At 36.3% G+C, this 19,556-nt stretch carries 20 protein-coding genes and 1 riboswitch; of the genes, 4 read left to right on the top strand and 16 right to left on the bottom strand.

Features of this window, described 5'->3' with window-relative positions; genetic code table 11:
- Positions 1–183: 183 nt before the first annotated feature.
- From fabZ to FS935_RS19105, 4 genes are all read right to left on the bottom strand, one after another.
- Complete coding sequence (fabZ, locus tag FS935_RS19120; protein WP_146950252.1) at positions 184–624, bottom strand: 3-hydroxyacyl-ACP dehydratase FabZ; 441 nt, start codon at positions 622–624, stop codon at positions 184–186.
- 109 nt (positions 625–733) lie between these two features.
- Positions 734–1,015: a DNA-directed RNA polymerase subunit beta gene (locus FS935_RS19115; protein ID WP_146950251.1), complete on the bottom strand. Its 282-nt coding sequence runs from the start codon at positions 1,013–1,015 to the stop codon at positions 734–736.
- Positions 1,016–1,027: 12 nt separating this feature from the next.
- Positions 1,028–1,864 (bottom strand): flagellar hook-basal body protein, encoded by an 837-nt coding sequence (locus FS935_RS19110; protein ID WP_146950250.1) that lies wholly within the window; start codon positions 1,862–1,864, stop codon positions 1,028–1,030.
- 13 nt (positions 1,865–1,877) lie between these two features.
- Entirely contained in the window at positions 1,878–2,729 is an 852-nt protein-coding gene (locus tag FS935_RS19105; protein WP_146950249.1) for a flagellar hook-basal body protein, read from the bottom strand.
- Positions 2,730–2,993: 264 nt separating this feature from the next.
- Positions 2,994–3,082: riboswitch (cyclic di-GMP riboswitch) on the top strand.
- Positions 3,083–3,120: 38 nt separating this feature from the next.
- On the opposite strand from FS935_RS19105, the gene FS935_RS19100 reads away from it, so the two are divergent.
- The gene (locus tag FS935_RS19100; protein WP_146950248.1) at positions 3,121–4,023 is read left to right on the top strand and encodes an amidase; all 903 of its coding nucleotides are present in this window, start codon (positions 3,121–3,123) and stop codon (positions 4,021–4,023) included.
- 389 nt (positions 4,024–4,412) lie between these two features.
- Here FS935_RS19100 and FS935_RS19095 read toward each other — a convergent pair whose 3' ends face one another.
- The 4 genes from FS935_RS19095 to FS935_RS19080 all read right to left on the bottom strand — a co-directional run bounded on the left by FS935_RS19095 (position 4,413) and on the right by FS935_RS19080 (position 8,711).
- Entirely contained in the window at positions 4,413–5,414 is a 1,002-nt protein-coding gene (locus FS935_RS19095) for a rod shape-determining protein (protein WP_146950247.1), read from the bottom strand.
- Between the two features lie 155 nt (positions 5,415–5,569).
- Positions 5,570–5,845 carry a sporulation transcriptional regulator SpoIIID gene (gene spoIIID, locus FS935_RS19090; RefSeq protein ID WP_026563140.1) on the bottom strand — a complete coding sequence of 92 codons (276 nt, stop codon included), beginning with the start codon at positions 5,843–5,845 and terminating at the stop codon, positions 5,570–5,572.
- An 818-nt stretch (positions 5,846–6,663) separates the two neighbouring features.
- A complete protein-coding gene (locus FS935_RS19085; protein WP_146950246.1) occupies positions 6,664–8,313 on the bottom strand; it encodes a sodium:solute symporter family protein in 1,650 nt (549 codons plus the stop codon).
- Positions 8,314–8,408: 95 nt separating this feature from the next.
- Complete coding sequence (locus tag FS935_RS19080) at positions 8,409–8,711, bottom strand: DUF4212 domain-containing protein (protein ID WP_146950245.1); 303 nt, start codon at positions 8,709–8,711, stop codon at positions 8,409–8,411.
- A 465-nt stretch (positions 8,712–9,176) separates the two neighbouring features.
- Between FS935_RS19080 and FS935_RS19070 the strand changes: the two genes are divergently transcribed.
- A complete protein-coding gene (locus tag FS935_RS19070) occupies positions 9,177–9,602 on the top strand; it encodes a VanZ family protein (RefSeq protein WP_146950243.1) in 426 nt (141 codons plus the stop codon).
- A 37-nt stretch (positions 9,603–9,639) separates the two neighbouring features.
- On the opposite strand, the gene spoIIQ is transcribed toward FS935_RS19070, so the two are convergent.
- Positions 9,640–10,530 (bottom strand): stage II sporulation protein SpoIIQ, encoded by an 891-nt coding sequence (gene spoIIQ / locus FS935_RS19065; RefSeq protein ID WP_146950242.1) that lies wholly within the window; start codon positions 10,528–10,530, stop codon positions 9,640–9,642.
- A gap of 154 nt (positions 10,531–10,684) precedes the next feature.
- On the opposite strand from spoIIQ, the gene FS935_RS19060 reads away from it, so the two are divergent.
- Complete coding sequence (locus tag FS935_RS19060) at positions 10,685–11,056, top strand: VanZ family protein (RefSeq protein WP_146950241.1); 372 nt, start codon at positions 10,685–10,687, stop codon at positions 11,054–11,056.
- 223 nt (positions 11,057–11,279) lie between these two features.
- On the opposite strand, the gene spoIID is transcribed toward FS935_RS19060, so the two are convergent.
- The 4 genes from spoIID to FS935_RS19040 all read right to left on the bottom strand — a co-directional run bounded on the left by spoIID (position 11,280) and on the right by FS935_RS19040 (position 15,113).
- Positions 11,280–12,293 carry a stage II sporulation protein D gene (gene spoIID, locus FS935_RS19055; RefSeq protein ID WP_275669633.1) on the bottom strand — a complete coding sequence of 338 codons (1,014 nt, stop codon included), beginning with the start codon at positions 12,291–12,293 and terminating at the stop codon, positions 11,280–11,282.
- 353 nt (positions 12,294–12,646) lie between these two features.
- Complete coding sequence (murA, locus tag FS935_RS19050) at positions 12,647–13,954, bottom strand: UDP-N-acetylglucosamine 1-carboxyvinyltransferase (RefSeq protein ID WP_146950239.1); 1,308 nt, start codon at positions 13,952–13,954, stop codon at positions 12,647–12,649.
- A gap of 32 nt (positions 13,955–13,986) precedes the next feature.
- Positions 13,987–14,715 carry a YwmB family TATA-box binding protein gene (locus FS935_RS19045; RefSeq protein WP_146950238.1) on the bottom strand — a complete coding sequence of 243 codons (729 nt, stop codon included), beginning with the start codon at positions 14,713–14,715 and terminating at the stop codon, positions 13,987–13,989.
- Positions 14,716–14,876: 161 nt separating this feature from the next.
- The gene (locus FS935_RS19040; RefSeq protein WP_146950237.1) at positions 14,877–15,113 is read right to left on the bottom strand and encodes a DUF1146 family protein; all 237 of its coding nucleotides are present in this window, start codon (positions 15,111–15,113) and stop codon (positions 14,877–14,879) included.
- Positions 15,114–15,536: 423 nt separating this feature from the next.
- Here FS935_RS19040 and FS935_RS19035 point away from each other — a divergent pair, with 423 nt between their 5' ends.
- Complete coding sequence (locus FS935_RS19035; RefSeq protein ID WP_146950236.1) at positions 15,537–16,037, top strand: YwmA family protein; 501 nt, start codon at positions 15,537–15,539, stop codon at positions 16,035–16,037.
- Between the two features lie 536 nt (positions 16,038–16,573).
- On the opposite strand, the gene FS935_RS19030 is transcribed toward FS935_RS19035, so the two are convergent.
- The 3 genes from FS935_RS19030 to FS935_RS19020 form a co-directional block, all read right to left on the bottom strand.
- Complete coding sequence (locus FS935_RS19030) at positions 16,574–16,969, bottom strand: F0F1 ATP synthase subunit epsilon (protein WP_146950235.1); 396 nt, start codon at positions 16,967–16,969, stop codon at positions 16,574–16,576.
- Positions 16,970–16,993: 24 nt separating this feature from the next.
- A complete protein-coding gene (atpD, locus tag FS935_RS19025) occupies positions 16,994–18,412 on the bottom strand; it encodes a F0F1 ATP synthase subunit beta (protein WP_146950234.1) in 1,419 nt (472 codons plus the stop codon).
- 216 nt (positions 18,413–18,628) lie between these two features.
- Positions 18,629–19,486, bottom strand: coding sequence for a F0F1 ATP synthase subunit gamma (locus FS935_RS19020; protein WP_146950233.1), 858 nt, complete (start codon positions 19,484–19,486; stop codon positions 18,629–18,631).
- Positions 19,487–19,556 lie beyond the last annotated feature (70 nt).

The raw sequence follows: 19,556 nt of genomic DNA, 5'->3' as shown, positions 1-19,556 counted from the left end.
TCAATTTTGACCTTGATAGTATTGTTATGGTCTTTGCTTATGTTTCCCAAACAAATTTATTTCATACACATTTATTTCTTACGGCCGATACAATTTATATAGACATGTTTTCAATTCACAAAACCTTTATATATAAAAAAGAGACAAACGACCTACTAGTGCTGGTCAATTTGTCTCTTCTGTTTATTCTTCAGCTTTTTTCTCACCTAGCGCAAACATAATTTCTGTTTCACACGCTACTTCACCGTCAACAGTTGCAATGGCTTTTCCTTTTCCAAGTGAACCTCTTAATCGTGTAATTTCTACTTCCAAACGAAGCTGATCACCAGGTTTTACTTGTCTTTTAAAGCGACAATTATCAATTCCTGCAAAAAATGCTAAGCGCCCACGATTTTCTTCTTTTTTCAAAATCGCTACTGCGCCTACCTGTGCAAGGGCTTCAACAATTAAAACGCCTGGCATGACTGGATAATCAGGGAAGTGACCATTGAAAAACTCTTCATTTGCGGAAACATTTTTAATGCCTACTGCTTTTTTACCTTCTTCAATTTCAAGAACACGATCAACTAAAAGAAAAGGATAACGATGAGGGATAATTTCTTTAATTTGTTGGATATCAAGCATATGTATAAACTCCTTAAGGTTTATTTAGACTCTCTAAGGTCTTTTTCTTATACAACAAAAGGAAGGTATTTTACCTTACCTTCCTTTATGAAAAAGTATAACTGTGTATTTATTTTTTTTCAACCAAATCAATGATATGCTGCCATGTTGATTTATCTAAGGCATCTTCTGGATTTCCGTTGCCAATCACTCCATAGCCGACAACAAGTCCAGCAATTACGCTTATACCCATTAAGACAACAATAAGGAGCACTCTTAACCAAATTGGCAGAAGTCGAACACGGATTTTAGGAGAACTCTTTTCCTTAGTGCTCTCTTTTTCCTTTTGTGTCTTTTTTACTTTTTTTAATTCTTCTCGAGTGTATGTTTTAGTCGTTTCTTTTGCAACCAATCTTCATAACTCCTATCTAACACCATTAATTAATCCCAGCATTTGATCACCAAGTGTGACTGTTTTAGCATTCATCTGATACGAACGCTGTGAGATCATTAAATCGGTCATTTCCTTTGTTAAATCAACATTGGACATTTCAAGTGCACCCTGCTGGACTGCACGATCTGCTCCGTCAAGAAAAGTTAACACATCATTGATTGGAACATTACCTAGGTCTTTTAAGCCATAAAGATTATTTCCTTTTTCAATCAGCATTTGTGGACGATCAAGCCCAACAATACCAAGCTCAAAAATTTGTGGAAGCTCTGTTTCGTTATTTGGTACTGTCGATAACGTGCCATCTTTTGAGATGACAATTTCTTTAAAATTATCATTAAGATAAATCGGATCTTGATTTTCGTCTAACACACGATTTCCACTAGCTGTTGCCAGCATAAAGCGGTTTGTACCGTCATTTGTTGGAGATAAATATAAAGCACCATCTCTTGTATAATTGATTTCTCCATTTACATCTATCTGTAAAAATTGATTGGGAACAGTTAAAGCAATATCAAGTGTACGGCCAGTTTGCTTGACACTACCTTGAGTGAAAACAACATTGCTATTTAATTTTGCGCCCGATCCTTGCATAATCCCTAGCTCAGGATTCAAAATAAGCTTGTCTTCAAGTTCATTAACCGGCTCTTTTGTATCTGTATTAAACTGCTGACGCACCAGCTCAGAAAAAGTTGTTTCTGTTCGTTTGAATCCTTGAGTATCTACATTTGCTAAGTTATGGCCAATTTTATCAAGTTGCTTCTGAAATTGTGCCATCGAATTAGTCGCTGTAATCATTGAACGTAACATTTTGTACCTCCTATTATCTTAAGCGGCCAATTTCATTTGCGGCCTTGTCCATACTTCTATCATAAGCTTGTAATACTTTTTGGTTAGCTTCAAAAGATCGGTAAGCCGTCATCATATCTGTATAAGTCCGCCCAACATCAACTGTTGAATTTTCAACGTAGTTTTGTCTTAAGTTATATTGAATATTTCCATTACCAATTGCTGTTGGTAAAACACCTTCATCAGCTGTACGATATAAACCATTACCTTCTTTAACTAAATTACGTACATCCGCTTCATACCTTACATCTATTTGTCCAAGAAATTGCTCGTCTGCTGGAAGGTCAAGATTAAAAACCTCACCATTTGAGTTAATTTCATAATTGCTAGTTTGAATAGAAATTGGCTGTCCATCTGCTGATAAAACTATATTTCCGTTTGACAGAAGTATTCCATTATTATCTAGTGAAAAATTCCCATTTCGTGTATATCTTTCATCACCAGTAGCTGTTTCAACTGCGAAAAGTAATGCTCCTTTAATGTTTGTTTCAGGGTTAAATGGAACATTTTCTTCAACTAGTGCGACGTCTGATTTTAAACCCGTTTCCTTTAACCCACCTTGGATGTATTGATTACTTAGCTCTTGTAAATAAACACCTGTATTAATTGAACCAATCGGTGTCATTCCTCCAAAGTTTGTGCCGTTTACAGTAGGTACTGATTTATTATCCAGCCTTTGTAGCAGCATCTCTGGAAACGCACGCACAGAGCCTTGATCTGCTTTATAGCCTGGAGTTTGAGAATTTGCCATGTTGTTTGAGAGCATTTCAGTACGTCTTTGTTGCGTTAACATTCCTGCTGTTGCTGTATATAAACCTCTTAACATTATTGCACCCACCTTATTTTTAGTAGTCCGTACAATGAATTCCTTTCGACAGAATTCCCTATCCTTCATTATAAAGGAGATGGACCGTTTTCTCATTACATTTTTTTAGGAAATGATTGTAATTTTAAAATGAGCAACTTTTGTATTGTTTTTTAGGCTTTTTTCATAGATAAGATCTTAAAAAAAGACACCCATTTAAGTGCTATTATAGGACTAATAACCTATATAATTCTCTATAGTAAGTCTATATACTTAAGAAAAATAAACTGAAAAAGGCAAACTTGTCGAAAGATAAGGACGCAAAGCTATGGGCCTAACCAATGATTTCATTGTACGGTTGCCAAGCTGCCAGGCTCCCTTTCTGAGCCTCGGGCTGAAGGGAGAAAAATTGATGAAGATCTTAAAAGGTTTTATTTGTGGCATTATCGCTTTATTTGTTTTAGGTAGTCAATTAGGAGTTATTGGAATGAACAACAAAGTACATGCAATAGAAAGCTCTACATTACCAGAGTATTCTACATGGCTATGGGATACCGTTAAAATCGTACATGAACGTGAAGCAACACTTACGTTTCTTGAAGAAAAACAAGTAAAGCATGTTTATTTACAAATTAATCGAAATATAAATGCAACATATTATAAAGAGTTTATTAGTGAAGCAGCAAGTATGAATATCAAGGTTTATGCTTTAGATGGTGATCCAAATTGGGGACCAACGTCAAAAGGTTTTACAAGCTTTTTAAACTGGGTTACCACATATCAACAAGGTGCAGATGTTAATGAAAAATTTGAAGGCATTCATCTTGATATTGAACCATACCTTTCACCACTATGGACTTCAAACTACAAAGCAGCAGTTAATAAATATCAAAATGCATTAATAGCAGCTTCAAAAACAGCAGCATCTCTAGACATATCGTTTGCTGTTGATATTCCATTTTGGTTCGATGAAATGAACTATAAAAACAAGCATGGTAAAGGGAATCTTGCAAAATGGGCGATTAATTTAACAGATGAAGTATCTATTATGGCTTATCGTGATAAAGCTGTAGGTCCTAACGGTATTATTGAGTTAGTCAAATATGAAATGAATCTAGCAAACACACTAAACAAAAAAGTGAACATTGCTGTTGAAACAATGAATTTAGGCAATGATGGATTTTTAACTTTCTATGAAGAAGGACAAGATGAAATGAATACACAATTAGAGCTTGTACTGAATTCTTACGGAAACTACTCAAGCTTTAATGGATTCTCTGTTCATCATGTTGGTAGTTGGATGACATTGAAGTAATAAATATACCTAAGCGGTTACTCTATTATATAGAGGACCGTTTTTTTCTTGGATCATAATTGTTTCTGTTATGAAATATCTCCAAAGCCTATATGAAGTATAGATTCAGGCTGCTTAATAGGTTCTTTTTGACTCCATTAAGATGAGCTAATGTATTTACTGCTTGAATTAAACTAATTCAGGTTGATTGGAACGAAAGATGCGAGACTCCTGTGGGAGAAGCGGACAGGTGAGACCCCATGGAAAGCGAGCAATCTGGAGTTCCAATCAACTATACACTATATAATTTTCAAGCCATAAAGTTTAGGAAAACAAAAAAGAGCTAAGTTCCCCTAGCTCTAATTCATATATATATTAAATTTTCGAGGAATTATCCGTAAAGAAATCAATCAACCAAATTTCTTACGTGGTAATTTATCCATGTTATCCAGCATGATTCCTGTTCCAATTGCCACACAATCCATTGGTGCTTCTGCAACTAGTACTGGTACCTTAAGCTCTTCAGCTAATAATTGATCAAGTCCATTCAACAAGGCACCACCACCTGTTAAAATAACACCACGATCTATAATATCAGCAGATAGCTCTGGAGGAGTACGTTCTAGTACACTTCTAGCAGCTTGTACGATCGCAGCAACTGGTTCACGAAGTGCTGATTCCACTTCTTTTGAGTTAACAGTGATTGTGCGAGGTAAACCTGTTACCATGTCGCGTCCACGAATGTTAATTTCTTCATTACGTGCGCCTGGGAATACAGTTGCAACATTAATCTTAATGTCTTCTGCTGTACGCTCACCGATAAGAAGCTTGTACTCTCTTTTAATATAATTTAAAATTTCCAGGTCAAACTTGTCCCCTGCCATTTTAATTGAAGAGGCGGTGACGATATCGCCCATTGATAACACTGCGACATCTGTAGTTCCACCGCCAATATCAACTACCATATTTCCATAAGGTTGGAAGATGTCCATTCCGGCACCAATTGCTGCTACCTTTGGTTCTTCCTCAAGATAAACGTTTTTTCCACCGCTCTTTTCAGCAGCTTCTTTAATCGCTTTTTGTTCAACAGATGTAATATTAGTTGGACAGCAAATAAGCATACGTGGCTTAGAAAACAGGCCTTTTACATTTAGCTTATTTATAAAGTGCTTTAACATCGCTTCTGTTACTTCGAAATCAGCAATTACGCCATCTTTCAACGGGCGAATTGCAACAATATTCCCAGGAGTACGTCCTACCATACGTCTTGCTTCTTCACCTACAGCAAGAACTCTTCCGGAATTCTTGTCTAACGCAACAACGGATGGTTCATTTAATACAATTCCTTTACCTTTAACATGAATCAGTACGTTAGCAGTACCTAGATCTATACCAATATCCCTCGCAAACATTCTATCTATATCCTCCTTGCATATCTCATTCCCGTAATAGTTTAACCTAATTAAATATTTTATCATAAATTCGCAAAAATAGTATGATTTTGTAAAATAATTTCGCGGGTTTATGTAGGGAAATATCGATTTACAAAAAATCTATAGATAGACGCTTATTTCACTGGCTCTTCTTCTAAAATCTCGTCCTTCTTGTACTTAAGCTTTGTTGCTTCACCACCACGAAGATGCCTTATTGATTTATGATAATCAAGTATTTCCTTTACCTCATTGGCAAGATCAGGATTAATTTCAGGTAGCCTTTCCGTTAAATCTTTATGGACGGTACTTTTGGAAACTCCAAATTCCTTCGCAATCACGCGAACTGTTTTCTTTGTCTCCACGATATACTTCCCAATCTTGATTGTGCGTTCTTTGATGTAATCGTGCACACCACTCGACCTCCCTAATATGGATGTGAGAAGTGTGAAATGAGACTCGCATACCAAGTATCTTTGGCTGAATTTCTCTTAGATGATCGTATGTTGCCTCTATTACAGCGATTAAATTTTACACTCACGATCCCTCACCTCAAACACTCTCTTTGATAGGTTTGTAACATTTTATTAGCTTGGGTAAGGATATATGCAAGAAAACTCAAGTGGGACAAGGCATTATTTAAATTTTTTTAAAAAATCCTCATTTATCAATGGGAAAGCCTTGAGTTTTGCTGTGAAAAAATAATTATTTTTACACTTAGGTAATATGGAAAGAAGATTATTTCCCAAGAAATTTGTCGAGTTAAGAGTGAAACTAATGCAGAAAATGTTAAAATTATAAACTTCATTTATTGCTAATTAAAAGGTATTCCAATATGTAAGAAAACATAACTAAATAAATCTATTTTCTTGGGCAGAGTGGTAGGAGGTTTTGTAGGGTAGGGCATTTCTCTAAGATCTGTTTCAAATTGATGGTTCTATTCGATACTTATTACCTTGTTTTATTTTTACTAATTTTTACCACAATCTAATTATCGTTGATTGGAGCGCAAGGTGCGAGACTCCTGCGGGAGCAGTGGGACAGGTGAGACCCCGCAGGCGCTTGCGCTGAGGAGGCTCACCGCCCACCCCGCGGAAAGCGAGCAACCTGGAGCGGAAATCAACTAACACGCTAACCCTTCTACCAATGCCTTTATGTAACTTAAAGAGCTTAACAACAAAAAAGAACAATCATGCCACCAAGCACAATTGTCCTAAATTTACTATTCAACTTAATCCATCCAAACCTCGCCATCTTTATACGTCATTTGCTCAGGATAACGAAGATTCAATACTTCCTCTTGAGCTTTAATTGAAGGTGGCTTAGTTGACAGAGAAACAATGACATTCGTTAAAATAGCTGCTGTAGCCCCGAATACTCCTGCTCCTGTATCAATTATACCTAGAATAGTAATACCACCATATTTAGCTAAGAAGATGTAGGCTAGTGTTACACCAAGTCCTGCTAACATTCCGGAGATAACTCCATAGGTATTAGATCGCTTCCACCATACTCCGATTAATAATGCTGGGAAGAATGTTCCTGAAGCAAGAGCGAATGCCCATGCAACAATTTGAGTGATTGCTCCTGGTGGGTTTAATGCTACTAAACCTGCTAAAACAGTAGCAACAACGATCGACCAACGAGCAACAGATAAACGATTTTTTTCTGAAGCATTTGGTTTTAGAACTCGGTAGTAAATATCATGTGCAAATGAAGATGAAATGGCAATCATTAAGCCACCTGCAGTTGAAAGTGCTGCAGCCATCGCACCTGCTGCTACTAGACCAATAACAAATAAACCTAAGTTGGCAATTTCAGGTGTTGCCATAACAACAATGTCATTTGAAATAATAAGCTCGCTCCATTGGAGAATTCCATCACCATTTGCATCAGCTATTTGTAGTTTACCAGTATTAACCCAGGATGCTGTCCATGCTGGTAGCTCTGATAGCTTTTGTCCCGCTACTTGTGTCATTAAAATAAAACGTGAAAACGCAGCATAAGCTGGTGCTGATAAATATAAAAGTCCGATAAAAAGTAATGCCCATGCTCCAGACCATCTTGCTGCTTTCATTGTTGAAACTGTGTAAAAACGAACAATAACATGTGGTAAGCCTGCTGTACCAGCAATTAAGGTAAACATAAGCGCCAGGAACTGCCATTTTGTTCCATTGGTAAACGGAGCAAAATATTCAGAGATTCCTAGTTCTCGATCAAGTGCACCCATTTCTTCTACGATTTTTCCGTAGGATAACCATGGTGCTGGATTACCTGTGATTTGAAGAGACATAAAGATAACCGGAATGATATACGCAATAATTAAGATGATATACTGAGCAACCTGTGTCCATGTAATCCCTTTCATTCCACCGAATGCTGAATAAAATGCAATAAGTACAACACCTATTAATGTACCAATCTTAGCATCTATTTCAAAAAGTCGCCCAATAACAACTCCAGAGCCTGAAAGCTGACCAATTGAATAGGTAAAACTAATAATAATTGTACAAATTGCCGCAATGACACGAGCTGTATGGCTATTATAGCGATCACCGATAAATTCTGGCACCGTATAACGTCCATATTTACGAAGCTGTGGTGCTAATAGGAAGGTTAATAGAAGATATCCTCCAGTCCAGCCCATTATATAGGCAAGTCCGTCATATCCTAATAGCATGATTGTTCCTGCTAAACCAATGAAGGAAGCAGCACTCATCCAGTCAGCTCCGATAGCCATTCCGTTAAAGATCGGTGGAATACCGCGTCCTGCTACATAAAAGTCTGATGTTTGTTTTGCTGTATTATAAATTGCGATCCCAATATATAGAGCAAATGTGACTAAAATAATCGTTAATGATACTAAAAATTGTGCGTCCATGAAGATCCCCCTTTTGTCTCGAGCATTTCTCTTCCCACTATCTCCCCTAGGGTAGCTGATGTTGACTCACAGATGATTCATTTTAATCCTATAAATTAATGATCAACTGATTTACCTTCACTTAACTGAACATTTTTAATTTCATCAATACCATATTTTTTATCGATACTGTCACTAACCTTTGCATTAACAAACAATAAAAGAATAAAGATAACAATTGCACCTTGAGCTCCCATGAAATAATGGAATGGAAAGCCATTGACAGTGATTCCACTTAAAGGCTCGGCAAACAACACCACTCCAAATGACGCAACAAAACCGATTAGTAAATAAATAATAATATTGCGTGTTCGTTCCTTAAAATATGCATCCGCAACCTTTTTCTCAATCTTTTTCATAAAGCCACCTCCATAAGGTTATAAAGCATACAATTTTTTACGATAAACTAAAAATAAATTTTAATGTGTCAATAAATGAAGCTGGTACGAGAGCAATTTGCACTATGAAGTAGAGTAGTAGTGATAAAACTGGTATTAGTAAGAATTGAGGCTTTTTTTTGCGAAAGCTCATAAACAGGCTAAAACCTGTTATGCAAAGTATTAGTAAGATGAACAATTGAATATCCCTCCTTTTTGTTGTAAGCGTTACCATTACTACGCGTATTTGTTCACCTTTTTGACACATTTGATGTAATTACTTTTTTATTATGAATTGAACATACCGTTCGGTCAATACTTTTTAGAAAATTCAGGAATATTTTCATAGACATTTCGCTCGACAGAAATCGATAACTGATTAGGGAAATAAATAACTTTCTATTATGTGGGTATTTCTGTTACTTTAACTAAGGGGAGGGTTCTTAAATGAAAAAGTTAGTACTATATCTATGCTTTACGTTTTATCTTTGTTTCCTCTTTTATTTATTGTTTTTCTCACACTATCGGAGATCTGTTGAAGGAATTTTAGCTTTTAACCTTATTCCTTTTAAAACAATAGATGGGTATTTTTCAGTTTTCTCTGGATTTTCGCTAACTGATCAATTTGTTGGGAATATTATTGCTTTTCTACCATTTGGGTTTCTGATTGTCCTCCTTATACCTAGGCTAACCTTTGGAAAGACTTTGATTTTCACATTTCTATTATCATTATGTATTGAGTGTTTACAGATCGGGTTTCGTGTAGGAGCTTTTGATGTGGATGATTTATTGTTGAATACCTTGGGTGGGGCTATTGGCTTTGTTTGTGCTTTACCTTTTACAACAAAAAAAATTGAGGTTGATCTCGAGTAAATTGAGTTCAACCTCATATAAAAGATATCATTACGAATTACGAATTTGTTGTATTAGTTGAAGCCTCAGGCTGAGTAGAATCTTCGCTTCCTTCAGTTTCTCCCTTTTGGGCGTCTTTGTCTGTTTCTGGAGACTTCTCATCAGATTTTTCTACGCCTTCTTTAGGAGTTTCTGAATCTTCTGCTGGAGCTTCTTCTGCTGGTGCTTCCTCTTCTTTAGCTTGTTCACTTGTAGCCTCTTCAATGGATGTTACCGGCTTTTCCATATATGTTAGAGGATTAACAGCTTTACCGCTTTGACGAACTTCAAAGTGTAAGTGGATGCCATCTTCTTCATTATAAAGATTTTTTCCAGCTTTCCCGATTAGTTCATTTTGCTCTACTTTATCACCAGCTTGTACACTCGCTTCAGCTAATGATTGGTATACTGTTACAACATCATTTTCATGCTCAATTTCAACAACATAACCTAAGATCGGATCTTTTTCAGCTTTTGATACTGTACCACTTAAAGATGCTACAACATCGAATTCTTTTTGATCTTCTCTTGCAATATCAATACCTTTGTTCATTCTATACGTATTGTTGTAAAATACAAGGGCAGCTTCTTGTTCTTCAGTAGAAGCATTTGCATCATAAAACTTTTTCACAACTTGTACTTGCTCTGGATCAATTGCAGGCATTGCGAAGTTTTCTTTTAAAGCATTAACTTCTACTGCTTCTGGTTGTTCTAATGCAACATCTTCACCTTGATCATTTTGTTGTCTAAGATCTTCAGCTACATCGTTGCTAATTCCTTGATACCATAATACCGCCGTTAAGATTACTGCTGCACTCATTAGGTAAATTGCCGGAAATACCCAACGTTTTCTAAAAAATTGATTTAATTTTGTGTTTTGAGAAGTACGTTTCTTTTCTTCCTCTCTCATTCTATCATCACCTCAGAAATCAGTCTGAACAGATTTCCGGAATTATATACACATCTTTAAAAATATTTTTTAAAATTTAGTATGCACTATGTTTATAATAATATGTACGATATGAAAAAAATCTTAAATCACGAGGATTAACAAGGAGTTTACTATGAAAAAAATTCTCTTCACCATTTTCCCCTTTCTATATATGGGGCTAATTTGGACACTATCCAGTTTCCCAGCAGATGCTATTGTGAATACACCATTTTCGTTTGATTCGCTTATAAAGGAGTCACTACATCTTATTGAATTTGCGATTTTATATTGGTTATTGGCTTTTGCTTTTATTCAATATGATAAGTGGAATGAAAGAATGAGTATTGTTGCTGCCGTTATTGCTATCTTATATGGACTAACTGACGAAATTCATCAATCCTTTGTACCAGCTCGATCAGCTACGGTGATTGATTTTGTCAAAGATACAATTGGTGTTGTAGTGTCGTATTTGATTGCAAAAAGGATTTATTTTAAAAAGAAATAAAATAGAAGCTATGAACATAGGAGAAGTGGTTTTCACCTATGTTCATAGCTTTTTATATGGAATAGTTAGTCGGGATTTGTCGAAAAACTAATATCTCATGTGTTTTAGCAAATAAAATGAAGATTCCAGCAAATAAACTCGTCATTATAGCAAATAAAATGGACCATTCACCAAATAAATTCATTAAAATAGCAAATATGCCTAATCGGTTTCATTCCGCTAGCTATTGTTTAGCTGTATACTTCGATAAAAACGGTTCAGCTGTGCCGATTTCTGTGCCTTGATAATAATGTGACAAGATTTCATCGTAGGTTTTGCCGGCTTCAGCCATAAAATTTGCTCCATATTGACTCATGCCAACTCCGTGTCCAAATCCCTCTGTTTCAATAACAATAGAGTTACCTTTGATTTTCCATGTAAAATCTGAGGATTTTAGTTCTAATTTTTCTCGGATTTGTCTTCCCGTAAATTCTTTTCCGCTAATTTCTACCTTTGCTACACGTTTTCCAGGTGTTAATTCCTTAATTGTACCAACTGTTTCTTTACTTGTATCAATTTTAACGCCAAGTGTTTGTTCAAATTCTTTAATTGTGATGATTTTTTGATCATAAAATTTAGGTGATTTTTCGTCCCATGTGCTATTAACACTTTTTAAATAAGGAATGGCTTCCTTCCAATATGCTTCAGAGTTTTCTGTGTATCCATTACTTGTTGAAAAAAATGAGGCATCAATTGGCTTTTGATCATATGTAAGTATTTTACCCTGTGTTGCTGCAACAGCTTCTGTAATTTTATTTAACTTCGCTATATAATCATTTCCCCATTGCTTTTTCAATTCTTCTTGATTTTTATAAACCTGATGCATTGTTGTATCTGTCACAACAGATCCAGCTGGAGCACCATAAGTTTTTTCATTCATAAGCTGCTTTGTAATATATGTTCGAGCAGCCAATGCTTGTGCTTTTAATGCTTCTGTTTCAAACTCTGCTGGCATTTCAGATGCAACAACACCAATAACATACTCCTCTAATGGAATGTTTTCGATTTGCTGTGCTTGACTTCTATAAACAGGAACATCCACAGGTGATTCTGCTAACACAGGAACATTGCTTTTTGCGACAGTTAGCTCTTCACCTAATTTTCCTTTGGATTGATCCATAAATGGCGTAACGAGTAAGGTAGGAATAAGAAGGATAATGATAAATAATCCTCCAAAGATAAAAAGGGCTGGTTTAATTGGTTTCATGTCTAAGGCCTCCGTTAGGTTTTAGATTAAATAGTATATCTATATTCCATCTTATGGTTATGGACAAGCTTTTATGACAGAAATAACATGGGAATTGCTTTATTTTATGGGAGGTTTAGGCAAGGGATTTCAACTCTATGGAGAAAGAACTTAGACCTACTCAATCTGAAATTTTTATGAACTATTTTCAACTTCCATGTATAAACTCCAGCTAATATAGGTATTCTAGTAAAGTCCTGATTAGAATTATTTTCTGTACATATTTTATTTGGTTTTTGTAAAAAAAAACAAATAAAAGAAGCAGGGCGCCAATGATTGACTCCTGCTTCTTTTATGAAGGCATATTAATCTGAAACGGCAGCTTGCTGATCAGAATTAGTTTTTGTTGTAATTTCTTCTTTTACGCGTTCAATATCAGCGCCGATTGCTGCTAATTTTTCGTGGAAACCTACATATCCTCTATCTAAATGCTTTAGTTCAGTAACACGTGTGTGACCATCTGCCGTTAATCCTGCAAGAATTAATGCTGCACCTGCACGTAAATCTGTTGCTGCTACTTCTGCACCTTGTAATCCCACTGGTCCGTTAATAATAACCGAACGCCCCTCAATTTTGATATCTCCATTCATACGACGGAATTCTTCCACATGCATAAAACGATTTTCGAAAACTGTTTCAGTAATCATACTCGTTCCTTTAGCACATAATAGCAATGCCATCATTTGAGATTGCATATCTGTAGGAAATCCAGGGTGTGGCATTGTTTTGATATCAATTGATTTTAGAGTTTCTGGTCCGATAACACGTAGACCATTTTTTTCTTCAATTATTTCTACTCCCATCTCTTCCATTTTCGCAATAAGAGATGTTAAATGCTCTGGTACTGCATCTTGAACAAGTACATTACCTTTTGTAATAGCTGCAGCAACCATGAATGTGCCTGCTTCAATTCGGTCAGGAATAATCGAATGCTGAGCACCTTTTAGTTCCTCAACACCTTCAATACGAATTGTTCCTGTACCAGCGCCACGGATTTTACCACCCATAGCATTGATATAATTAGCCAGGTCAACAATTTCTGGTTCTTTTGCTACGTTCTCAAGAACTGTTGTACCTTCTGCAAGAGAAGCAGCCATAATGATATTTTCTGTTGCCCCAACACTTGGGAAATCAAGATAAACTTTAGCACCTTTCAGTCTTCCGTTTACTTCTGCTTCAATAAAGCCGTTTCCAACTTTAATTGAAGCGCCCATAGCTTCAAAGCCTTTTAAATGTTGGTCAATTGGTCGAGATCCAATTGCACAACCACCTGGTAATGCAACACGTGCAGAACCTTTACGGGCTAGAAGTGCTCCCATAACGAGTACAGATGCACGCATCTTTCTTACATACTCAAACGGTGCTTCTGTTGATAGCTCTTTTGATGCATCTACAATCACTTGATTATTTTCAAAATGGACATCTGCGCCTAAGTGGCGAAGAACTTCATTAATTGTATACACATCGGAGAGCGTAGGTACATTACTTATAATACTTTTATCTTCACTTGCTAACAAAGATGCAGCGATTACTGGTAAAACGGCATTTTTTGCTCCTTCTACTTTAACAGTGCCGTTTAACTTACGACCGCCGCGGACGATGATTTTTTCCAAAGTATTCCCCTCCGCGTCCCAATTTCTCTATATTAATATTCAGACGTAATGATTGGTGTTCCTATTACGACCGTTGTTTTAGCGCCCAATCCGTCAGATCTCAATGAAATTTGCATATTCATGTTATCATCTGTTGTTGGAATAAAATCTTCCCATAATGGGGTTTTAGCTGATACTGATACAAATTGATCTTCTTGTAATTCTTCAATTGTTTCTGCATGAAAATATTTTAATAATTCGTTCGATTTTTGATTCAAAACACCTTTCATCATATCATCAATAGATCCTGTTAAACAAGCAAAAGTTGTAGTTTCCTCACGAAAAATGTCGAATGCTTGCTTATTGAAGGTATCAGTCAAGTTGTTCCAATCATTTTGCGCACTTACACCCTTTACCTCATAAAGGATATACGATTGTGTATGGTCATTTGTGAGGGTAGTAATAAACTGGAGTTTTTCAGTAAGATCTTTATCATTGTTGTGATAAACGCCAATTGCTTTATAAACGTCATCCTCAGTTTCATATGTCCATGTGTATTGACGATATTGCTTTGTAAAATGTTTCACTTCTTCAATTGATTTTTTATCAACAGTCTTTTTTGAGTATAAAGACCAATCGTTAATTGAAATATCATGGCTTTCCATTGCATTCGCCATAAAATCAAGCTTTGAACGATTTTCTTTTGCATCTATATGACTGGCCAACATATTCCATCCAATAATCAGTAAAATTGCTACAATCATCATTTCTCTTTTTTTCACACCGAGTCACTTCCTCTCCTTAGTAACATTGTTACCGGAAAGCAAGGACACATACGTGGAAAAAGTCGTCAAAATTAGACAAGGTCATAGAAATCGCAATATATGTAGTGCTTTTGTTATATATAGCTTTTCTTCCCAGTTCTAACCATCAATAAACATGTTTAAAAGAGTGATGGAAGTTGTTGAGACCATAATAAATAGTCTAAAAAGAAATTACTTACCAAAGATCCGATTGCAATTGTTAGTAAAATTAAAAGTACTCTTGCTTGCATGACTTTGCCAGATTTTAGCCATTTTTCAATGTTTATTGCTTGTAATGCCCACCAAGTGATCATAAAAAAAACGATATTCACAATCATACTTAGTAAAGCAATTTGTCCAAAGTCGGGCACATTCATCCCTCCAAAAACTCTTGAAACTGCGTAGCTTCTGCCTCTTTTTCAGCTTCATCTAATCTAAAACAAAAGACACAAAGCAACTTAAATCATACAACAAATCTTTAAAATTACAAGCTCATTTTTACCTAGTTCACCATAATAATTTTCACTTGTACCTCATCCTGGTATATACCCTTTTTTATTATATAGTGAATGTTCTGTAACATGATTGATTTTTAAATTTAATAAAAATTTACGAATATTGAATAATTCTTTACATACCTGAAAAAATCAGTCATATTCCATTATTTTACTATACATACACATCCAAATTACCCCTCAATTATGAAAGTATTGTTACAAGTTTTTTGAAGGAATTTCTATGATATACTTTCTTCAGATAGTTTTCTTTTCCGAATACCAAAGGGATTTGAGGGAGATAAAATGTTTGAACCACAGTTAGATCACTATAGAGATATAACACAAGAATATGGTGAACAATTGCCTGATTTTGATAATATATATGCGGCACAAACACATTACTACGAGTTTCGTAAAGATCATCTTTTTTTACTTGAAGAGATTTGTAACGAATTTAATATAATAATTGATTATTCTCCTAGGAGCTTAACGGAAATTGAAAGGTTGTATTTCGATTTATTTAAGAATAATAAATACTTCGATTTACAGATAACGATAGCAGAATTTGAGACATGTATGAGCATATATTTGTGTGAAGTTCTTGTTCGGGAAAATGCTGATTGTTCAGAGTGGTTAGTGCAAGAGTATCCTTTTATTGATAATAAATTTGTGATGGGTATTCGTTATGGACGTTATGAGCAATATTTTCAGAATATGTTTTTGGATCATTATGTGAGTTATAAGGATGAGAGTGAAATGATACTTTCTAAGCGTTATGAAAGAATGGCAAGGTTTTGTAAGTAAGTGGTAAACATTTTCGTTTACTTGGTTTCTTGGTTGGATCCTAGTTCGTTCCATTTCGCTCCAGAAACAAGATTCCCCGGGGAGGAAGTCGAGCTTCCTCGGCTTTGCCTGCGGGATCTCGACCTTTCCTCTGCACCCGCAGGAGTCAAGTTTCTTGCGCTCCATTACACTATCAAGTTTTTAAAAAGTCCAATCTTTTAAAACTATTCTGGGTGAAGTGAATTCTTCTTCGTCCAATCCTTCAGAACAAACCATATCAAGAGATCGTCTAGATAAGGTAGAAGATTCCTCTATTCCAGGGTTTTAAATAACACCCCAGCCAAAGTTGTCAGTAGAAATTATAAATAGTTTTTGCTTATTTTTACTCACTGGGGTTTCTTAAGGAATAAACAACAGTCTAACGATATATCCTCATGCCTATTATGTATTTTGGCTCATCACCCATATAAAATACATTTCTTCTTATAAAAAGAAAGCCCTTGTAAAAAGAAAAGATGGTGCAGACTATTAAGTCATGCACCATCTTTTTTATTTATTTATTTCGTTACGTTTAAGCGGTTGATTGCACGTTGTAGTGCTAGTTCAGCTCGCTTAAAGTCGATATCGTCTGATTTATGATTTAGACGCTCTTCGGCACGTTTTCTAGCTGATTCTGCACGAGCTATATCGATAGTCTCTGCTTTTTCAGCTGCTTGTGCTAAGATCGTAACCTTGTCAGGTCGTACTTCGATAAAGCCGCCAGTAACAGCAACGAATTCAGTGCTGCTCCCTTGCTTTAGGCGAACTGCTCCAATTTGCAATGGGGCAACCATAGGAATATGACCTGGTAAAATACCAAGCTCACCACTTTGAGCTTTAACACTCACCATTTCTACGTCTGCATCGTAAACTGGGCCATCGGGAGTAACGACATTGACTAATACTGTCTTCATACTCATACCCTCCTAGGTCCCTAATTAGGCTTCTACACCCATTTGTTTTGCACTTTCGATTACTTCTTCAATACGTCCAACTAAACGGAACGCATCCTCAGGAAGGTGATCATACTTACCTTCTAGAATCTCTTTAAATCCACGAACTGTTTCTTTAACAGGAACATAAGAACCTTTTTGACCAGTAAATTGCTCTGCTACGTGGAAGTTTTGAGATAAGAAGAACTGAATGCGACGAGCACGAGCAACAGTTTGCTTATCTTCGTCAGAAAGCTCATCCATACCTAAGATCGCAATGATATCTTGTAGCTCTCTGTAACGTTGTAATGTTTGTTGAACATTACGAGCAACACTGTAGTGTTCATCTCCAACAATTTCAGGTGACAAAGCACGTGAAGTTGAAGCAAGAGGATCCACTGCAGGGTAAATACCCATTTCAGATAATTTACGCTCTAAGTTAGTTGTTGCATCTAAGTGAGCAAATGTCGTTGCTGGAGCCGGATCCGTATAGTCATCGGCAGGAACGTAAATTGCTTGGATAGATGTAACAGATCCAACATTAGTTGACGTGATACGCTCTTGTAATTGACCCATTTCTGTAGCAAGTGTTGGTTGGTAACCAACAGCAGATGGCATACGACCAAGTAAGGCAGAAACCTCTGAACCTGCTTGTGTGAAACGGAAGATATTATCCATGAAGAAAAGAACGTCTTGTCCTTGATCATCACGGAAGTATTCAGCCATTGTAAGACCAGTTAATGCAACACGCATACGTGCTCCAGGTGGCTCATTCATTTGTCCGAATACCATCGCCGTTTTCTTAATAACACCAGAATCTGTCATTTCATGGTAAAGGTCATTTCCTTCACGAGTACGCTCTCCAACACCAGCGAAAACGGAAATACCACCGTGCTCTTGTGCGATGTTGTTGATAAGCTCTTGAATTAATACCGTTTTACCTACACCGGCACCACCAAATAGACCGATTTTTCCACCTTTGATGTAAGGTGCAAGTAAGTCTACTACTTTAATACCAGTTTCTAAAATTTCAACTTCTGTTGAAAGCTGATCAAATTTAGGTGCTTGTCTATGAATTGGATCACGACGAGAGTCAGCAGGAATTGGCTCATCTAAGTCAATGTTATTACCTAATACGTTAAATACACGACCTAAAGTTACGTCACCAACTGGTACTGAAATCGCTGCACCTGTGTCAACAACTTCTACTCCACGAACAAGTCCATCAGTAGAAGACATCGCAACAGTACGTACAGTATCATCACCTAAATGCAGGGCAACTTCTAAAGTTAATTCGATAGCGACCGACTGATCGTTCGCTTCTGTTTTAATTGTAAGGGCATTATAAATGTCAGGAAGTTGACCACTTGGAAACTTTACGTCAACAACCGGACCCATAATTTGAGTAATGCGTCCTTTATTCATCGTTTTCCCTCCTATCTATATAAGAAAAGCTCAGGGGCGCCCGCTTATCGGCGACAAGCATAAGGCGAATAGGAATAGAAGGCGTTCTTTGCCTTCAATTTCTATTTGACTTATGACCTAGGAAAAAAGGGTTTTATTTTTTCCCTCGAGCCGATGGCGCCTGGAGCTAGACACTGAAACTAATTACTTTATGTTTTATAATTAGCTTGCTAGGTTTTATTCTAAAGCAGCTGCTCCGCCAACGATCTCTGTAATTTCTTGAGTGATCGCAGCTTGACGAGCTCTGTTATATGTTAATGTAAGGCCGTTAATAAGGTCTTTAGCATTATCGGTAGCATTCTTCATTGCCGTCATACGTGCTGCGTGCTCAGAAGCTTTACTATCTAGTAATGCTCCATAAATGAGACTCTCAGCATACTGAGGTAATAGCACTTCTAGAATTTCTCCTTGGTTAGGTTCAAATTCATACGATGTTAAATTTGAATTAGAAGAAATATCTGTTAGTGGAAGAAGCTTTTTCTCAGTTACGTCTTGTTGAATCGCACTAACGAAGTGATTGTAGTACATGTATAGTTCATCATACGATCCATCTGCATACATATTTACTGCATTGCTTGCAATATCTTTAATGTTTGCAAAAGATGTATCATCACCGATTCCTGTAATCTCTGAAATAACGTTCATACCACGCTTTTGAAAGAAATCGCGTCCCATTTTACCGATAGCAATAACGGCAAACTCATCATTAGATTTATGCTTCTTCTGAATTGTTTGGTAAACTGCACGCAATACACTACTGTTAAAAGCTCCAGCTAAGCCACGATCAGATGTGATGACTAAATAACCAGTACGTTTAACAGGTCTGCTTTCAAGCATTGGATGACTAATTTCAGAACTTCCATTAGCAATGCTAGCTACAACCTCTTGAATTTTGTTCATATAAGGACCAAAAGCTTTTGCATTGTTTTCTGCGCGATTTAATTTCGCAGCAGAAACCATTTGCATTGCTTTTGTAATTTGACTTGTCTTTTTTGTAGAAGTAATTCTTGATTTTATATCGCGTAATGATGCCAAAGGTTCTCACCACCTTTATTAGAAAATCATCGAAATGTATGAAAAGAATGGTGTGTGAACGCTACTATAG

The sequence above is a fragment of the Metabacillus litoralis genome, assembly GCF_007994985.1.
Taxonomy (GTDB): Bacteria; Bacillota; Bacilli; order Bacillales; family Bacillaceae; genus Metabacillus; species Metabacillus litoralis.
This window is presented reverse-complemented; position numbering and strand designations above follow the sequence as displayed.

Coding starts and splice junctions, on each gene's coding strand:
- fabZ (WP_146950252.1), bottom strand. CDS start 624: ATGCTTGATATCCAACAAATTAAAGAAATTATCCCTCATCGTTATCCT.
- FS935_RS19110 (WP_146950250.1), bottom strand. CDS start 1,864: ATGTTACGTTCAATGATTACAGCGACTAATTCGATGGCACAATTTCAG.
- FS935_RS19105 (WP_146950249.1), bottom strand. CDS start 2,729: ATGTTAAGAGGTTTATATACAGCAACAGCAGGAATGTTAACGCAACAA.
- FS935_RS19100 (WP_146950248.1), top strand. CDS start 3,121: ATGAAGATCTTAAAAGGTTTTATTTGTGGCATTATCGCTTTATTTGTT.
- FS935_RS19095 (WP_146950247.1), bottom strand. CDS start 5,414: ATGTTTGCGAGGGATATTGGTATAGATCTAGGTACTGCTAACGTACTG.
- FS935_RS19085 (WP_146950246.1), bottom strand. CDS start 8,313: ATGGACGCACAATTTTTAGTATCATTAACGATTATTTTAGTCACATTT.
- FS935_RS19080 (WP_146950245.1), bottom strand. CDS start 8,711: ATGAAAAAGATTGAGAAAAAGGTTGCGGATGCATATTTTAAGGAACGA.
- FS935_RS19070 (WP_146950243.1), top strand. CDS start 9,177: ATGAAAAAGTTAGTACTATATCTATGCTTTACGTTTTATCTTTGTTTC.
- spoIIQ (WP_146950242.1), bottom strand. CDS start 10,530: ATGAGAGAGGAAGAAAAGAAACGTACTTCTCAAAACACAAAATTAAAT.
- FS935_RS19060 (WP_146950241.1), top strand. CDS start 10,685: ATGAAAAAAATTCTCTTCACCATTTTCCCCTTTCTATATATGGGGCTA.
- FS935_RS19040 (WP_146950237.1), bottom strand. CDS start 15,113: ATGAATGTGCCCGACTTTGGACAAATTGCTTTACTAAGTATGATTGTG.
- FS935_RS19035 (WP_146950236.1), top strand. CDS start 15,537: ATGTTTGAACCACAGTTAGATCACTATAGAGATATAACACAAGAATAT.
- FS935_RS19030 (WP_146950235.1), bottom strand. CDS start 16,969: ATGAAGACAGTATTAGTCAATGTCGTTACTCCCGATGGCCCAGTTTAC.
- atpD (WP_146950234.1), bottom strand. CDS start 18,412: ATGAATAAAGGACGCATTACTCAAATTATGGGTCCGGTTGTTGACGTA.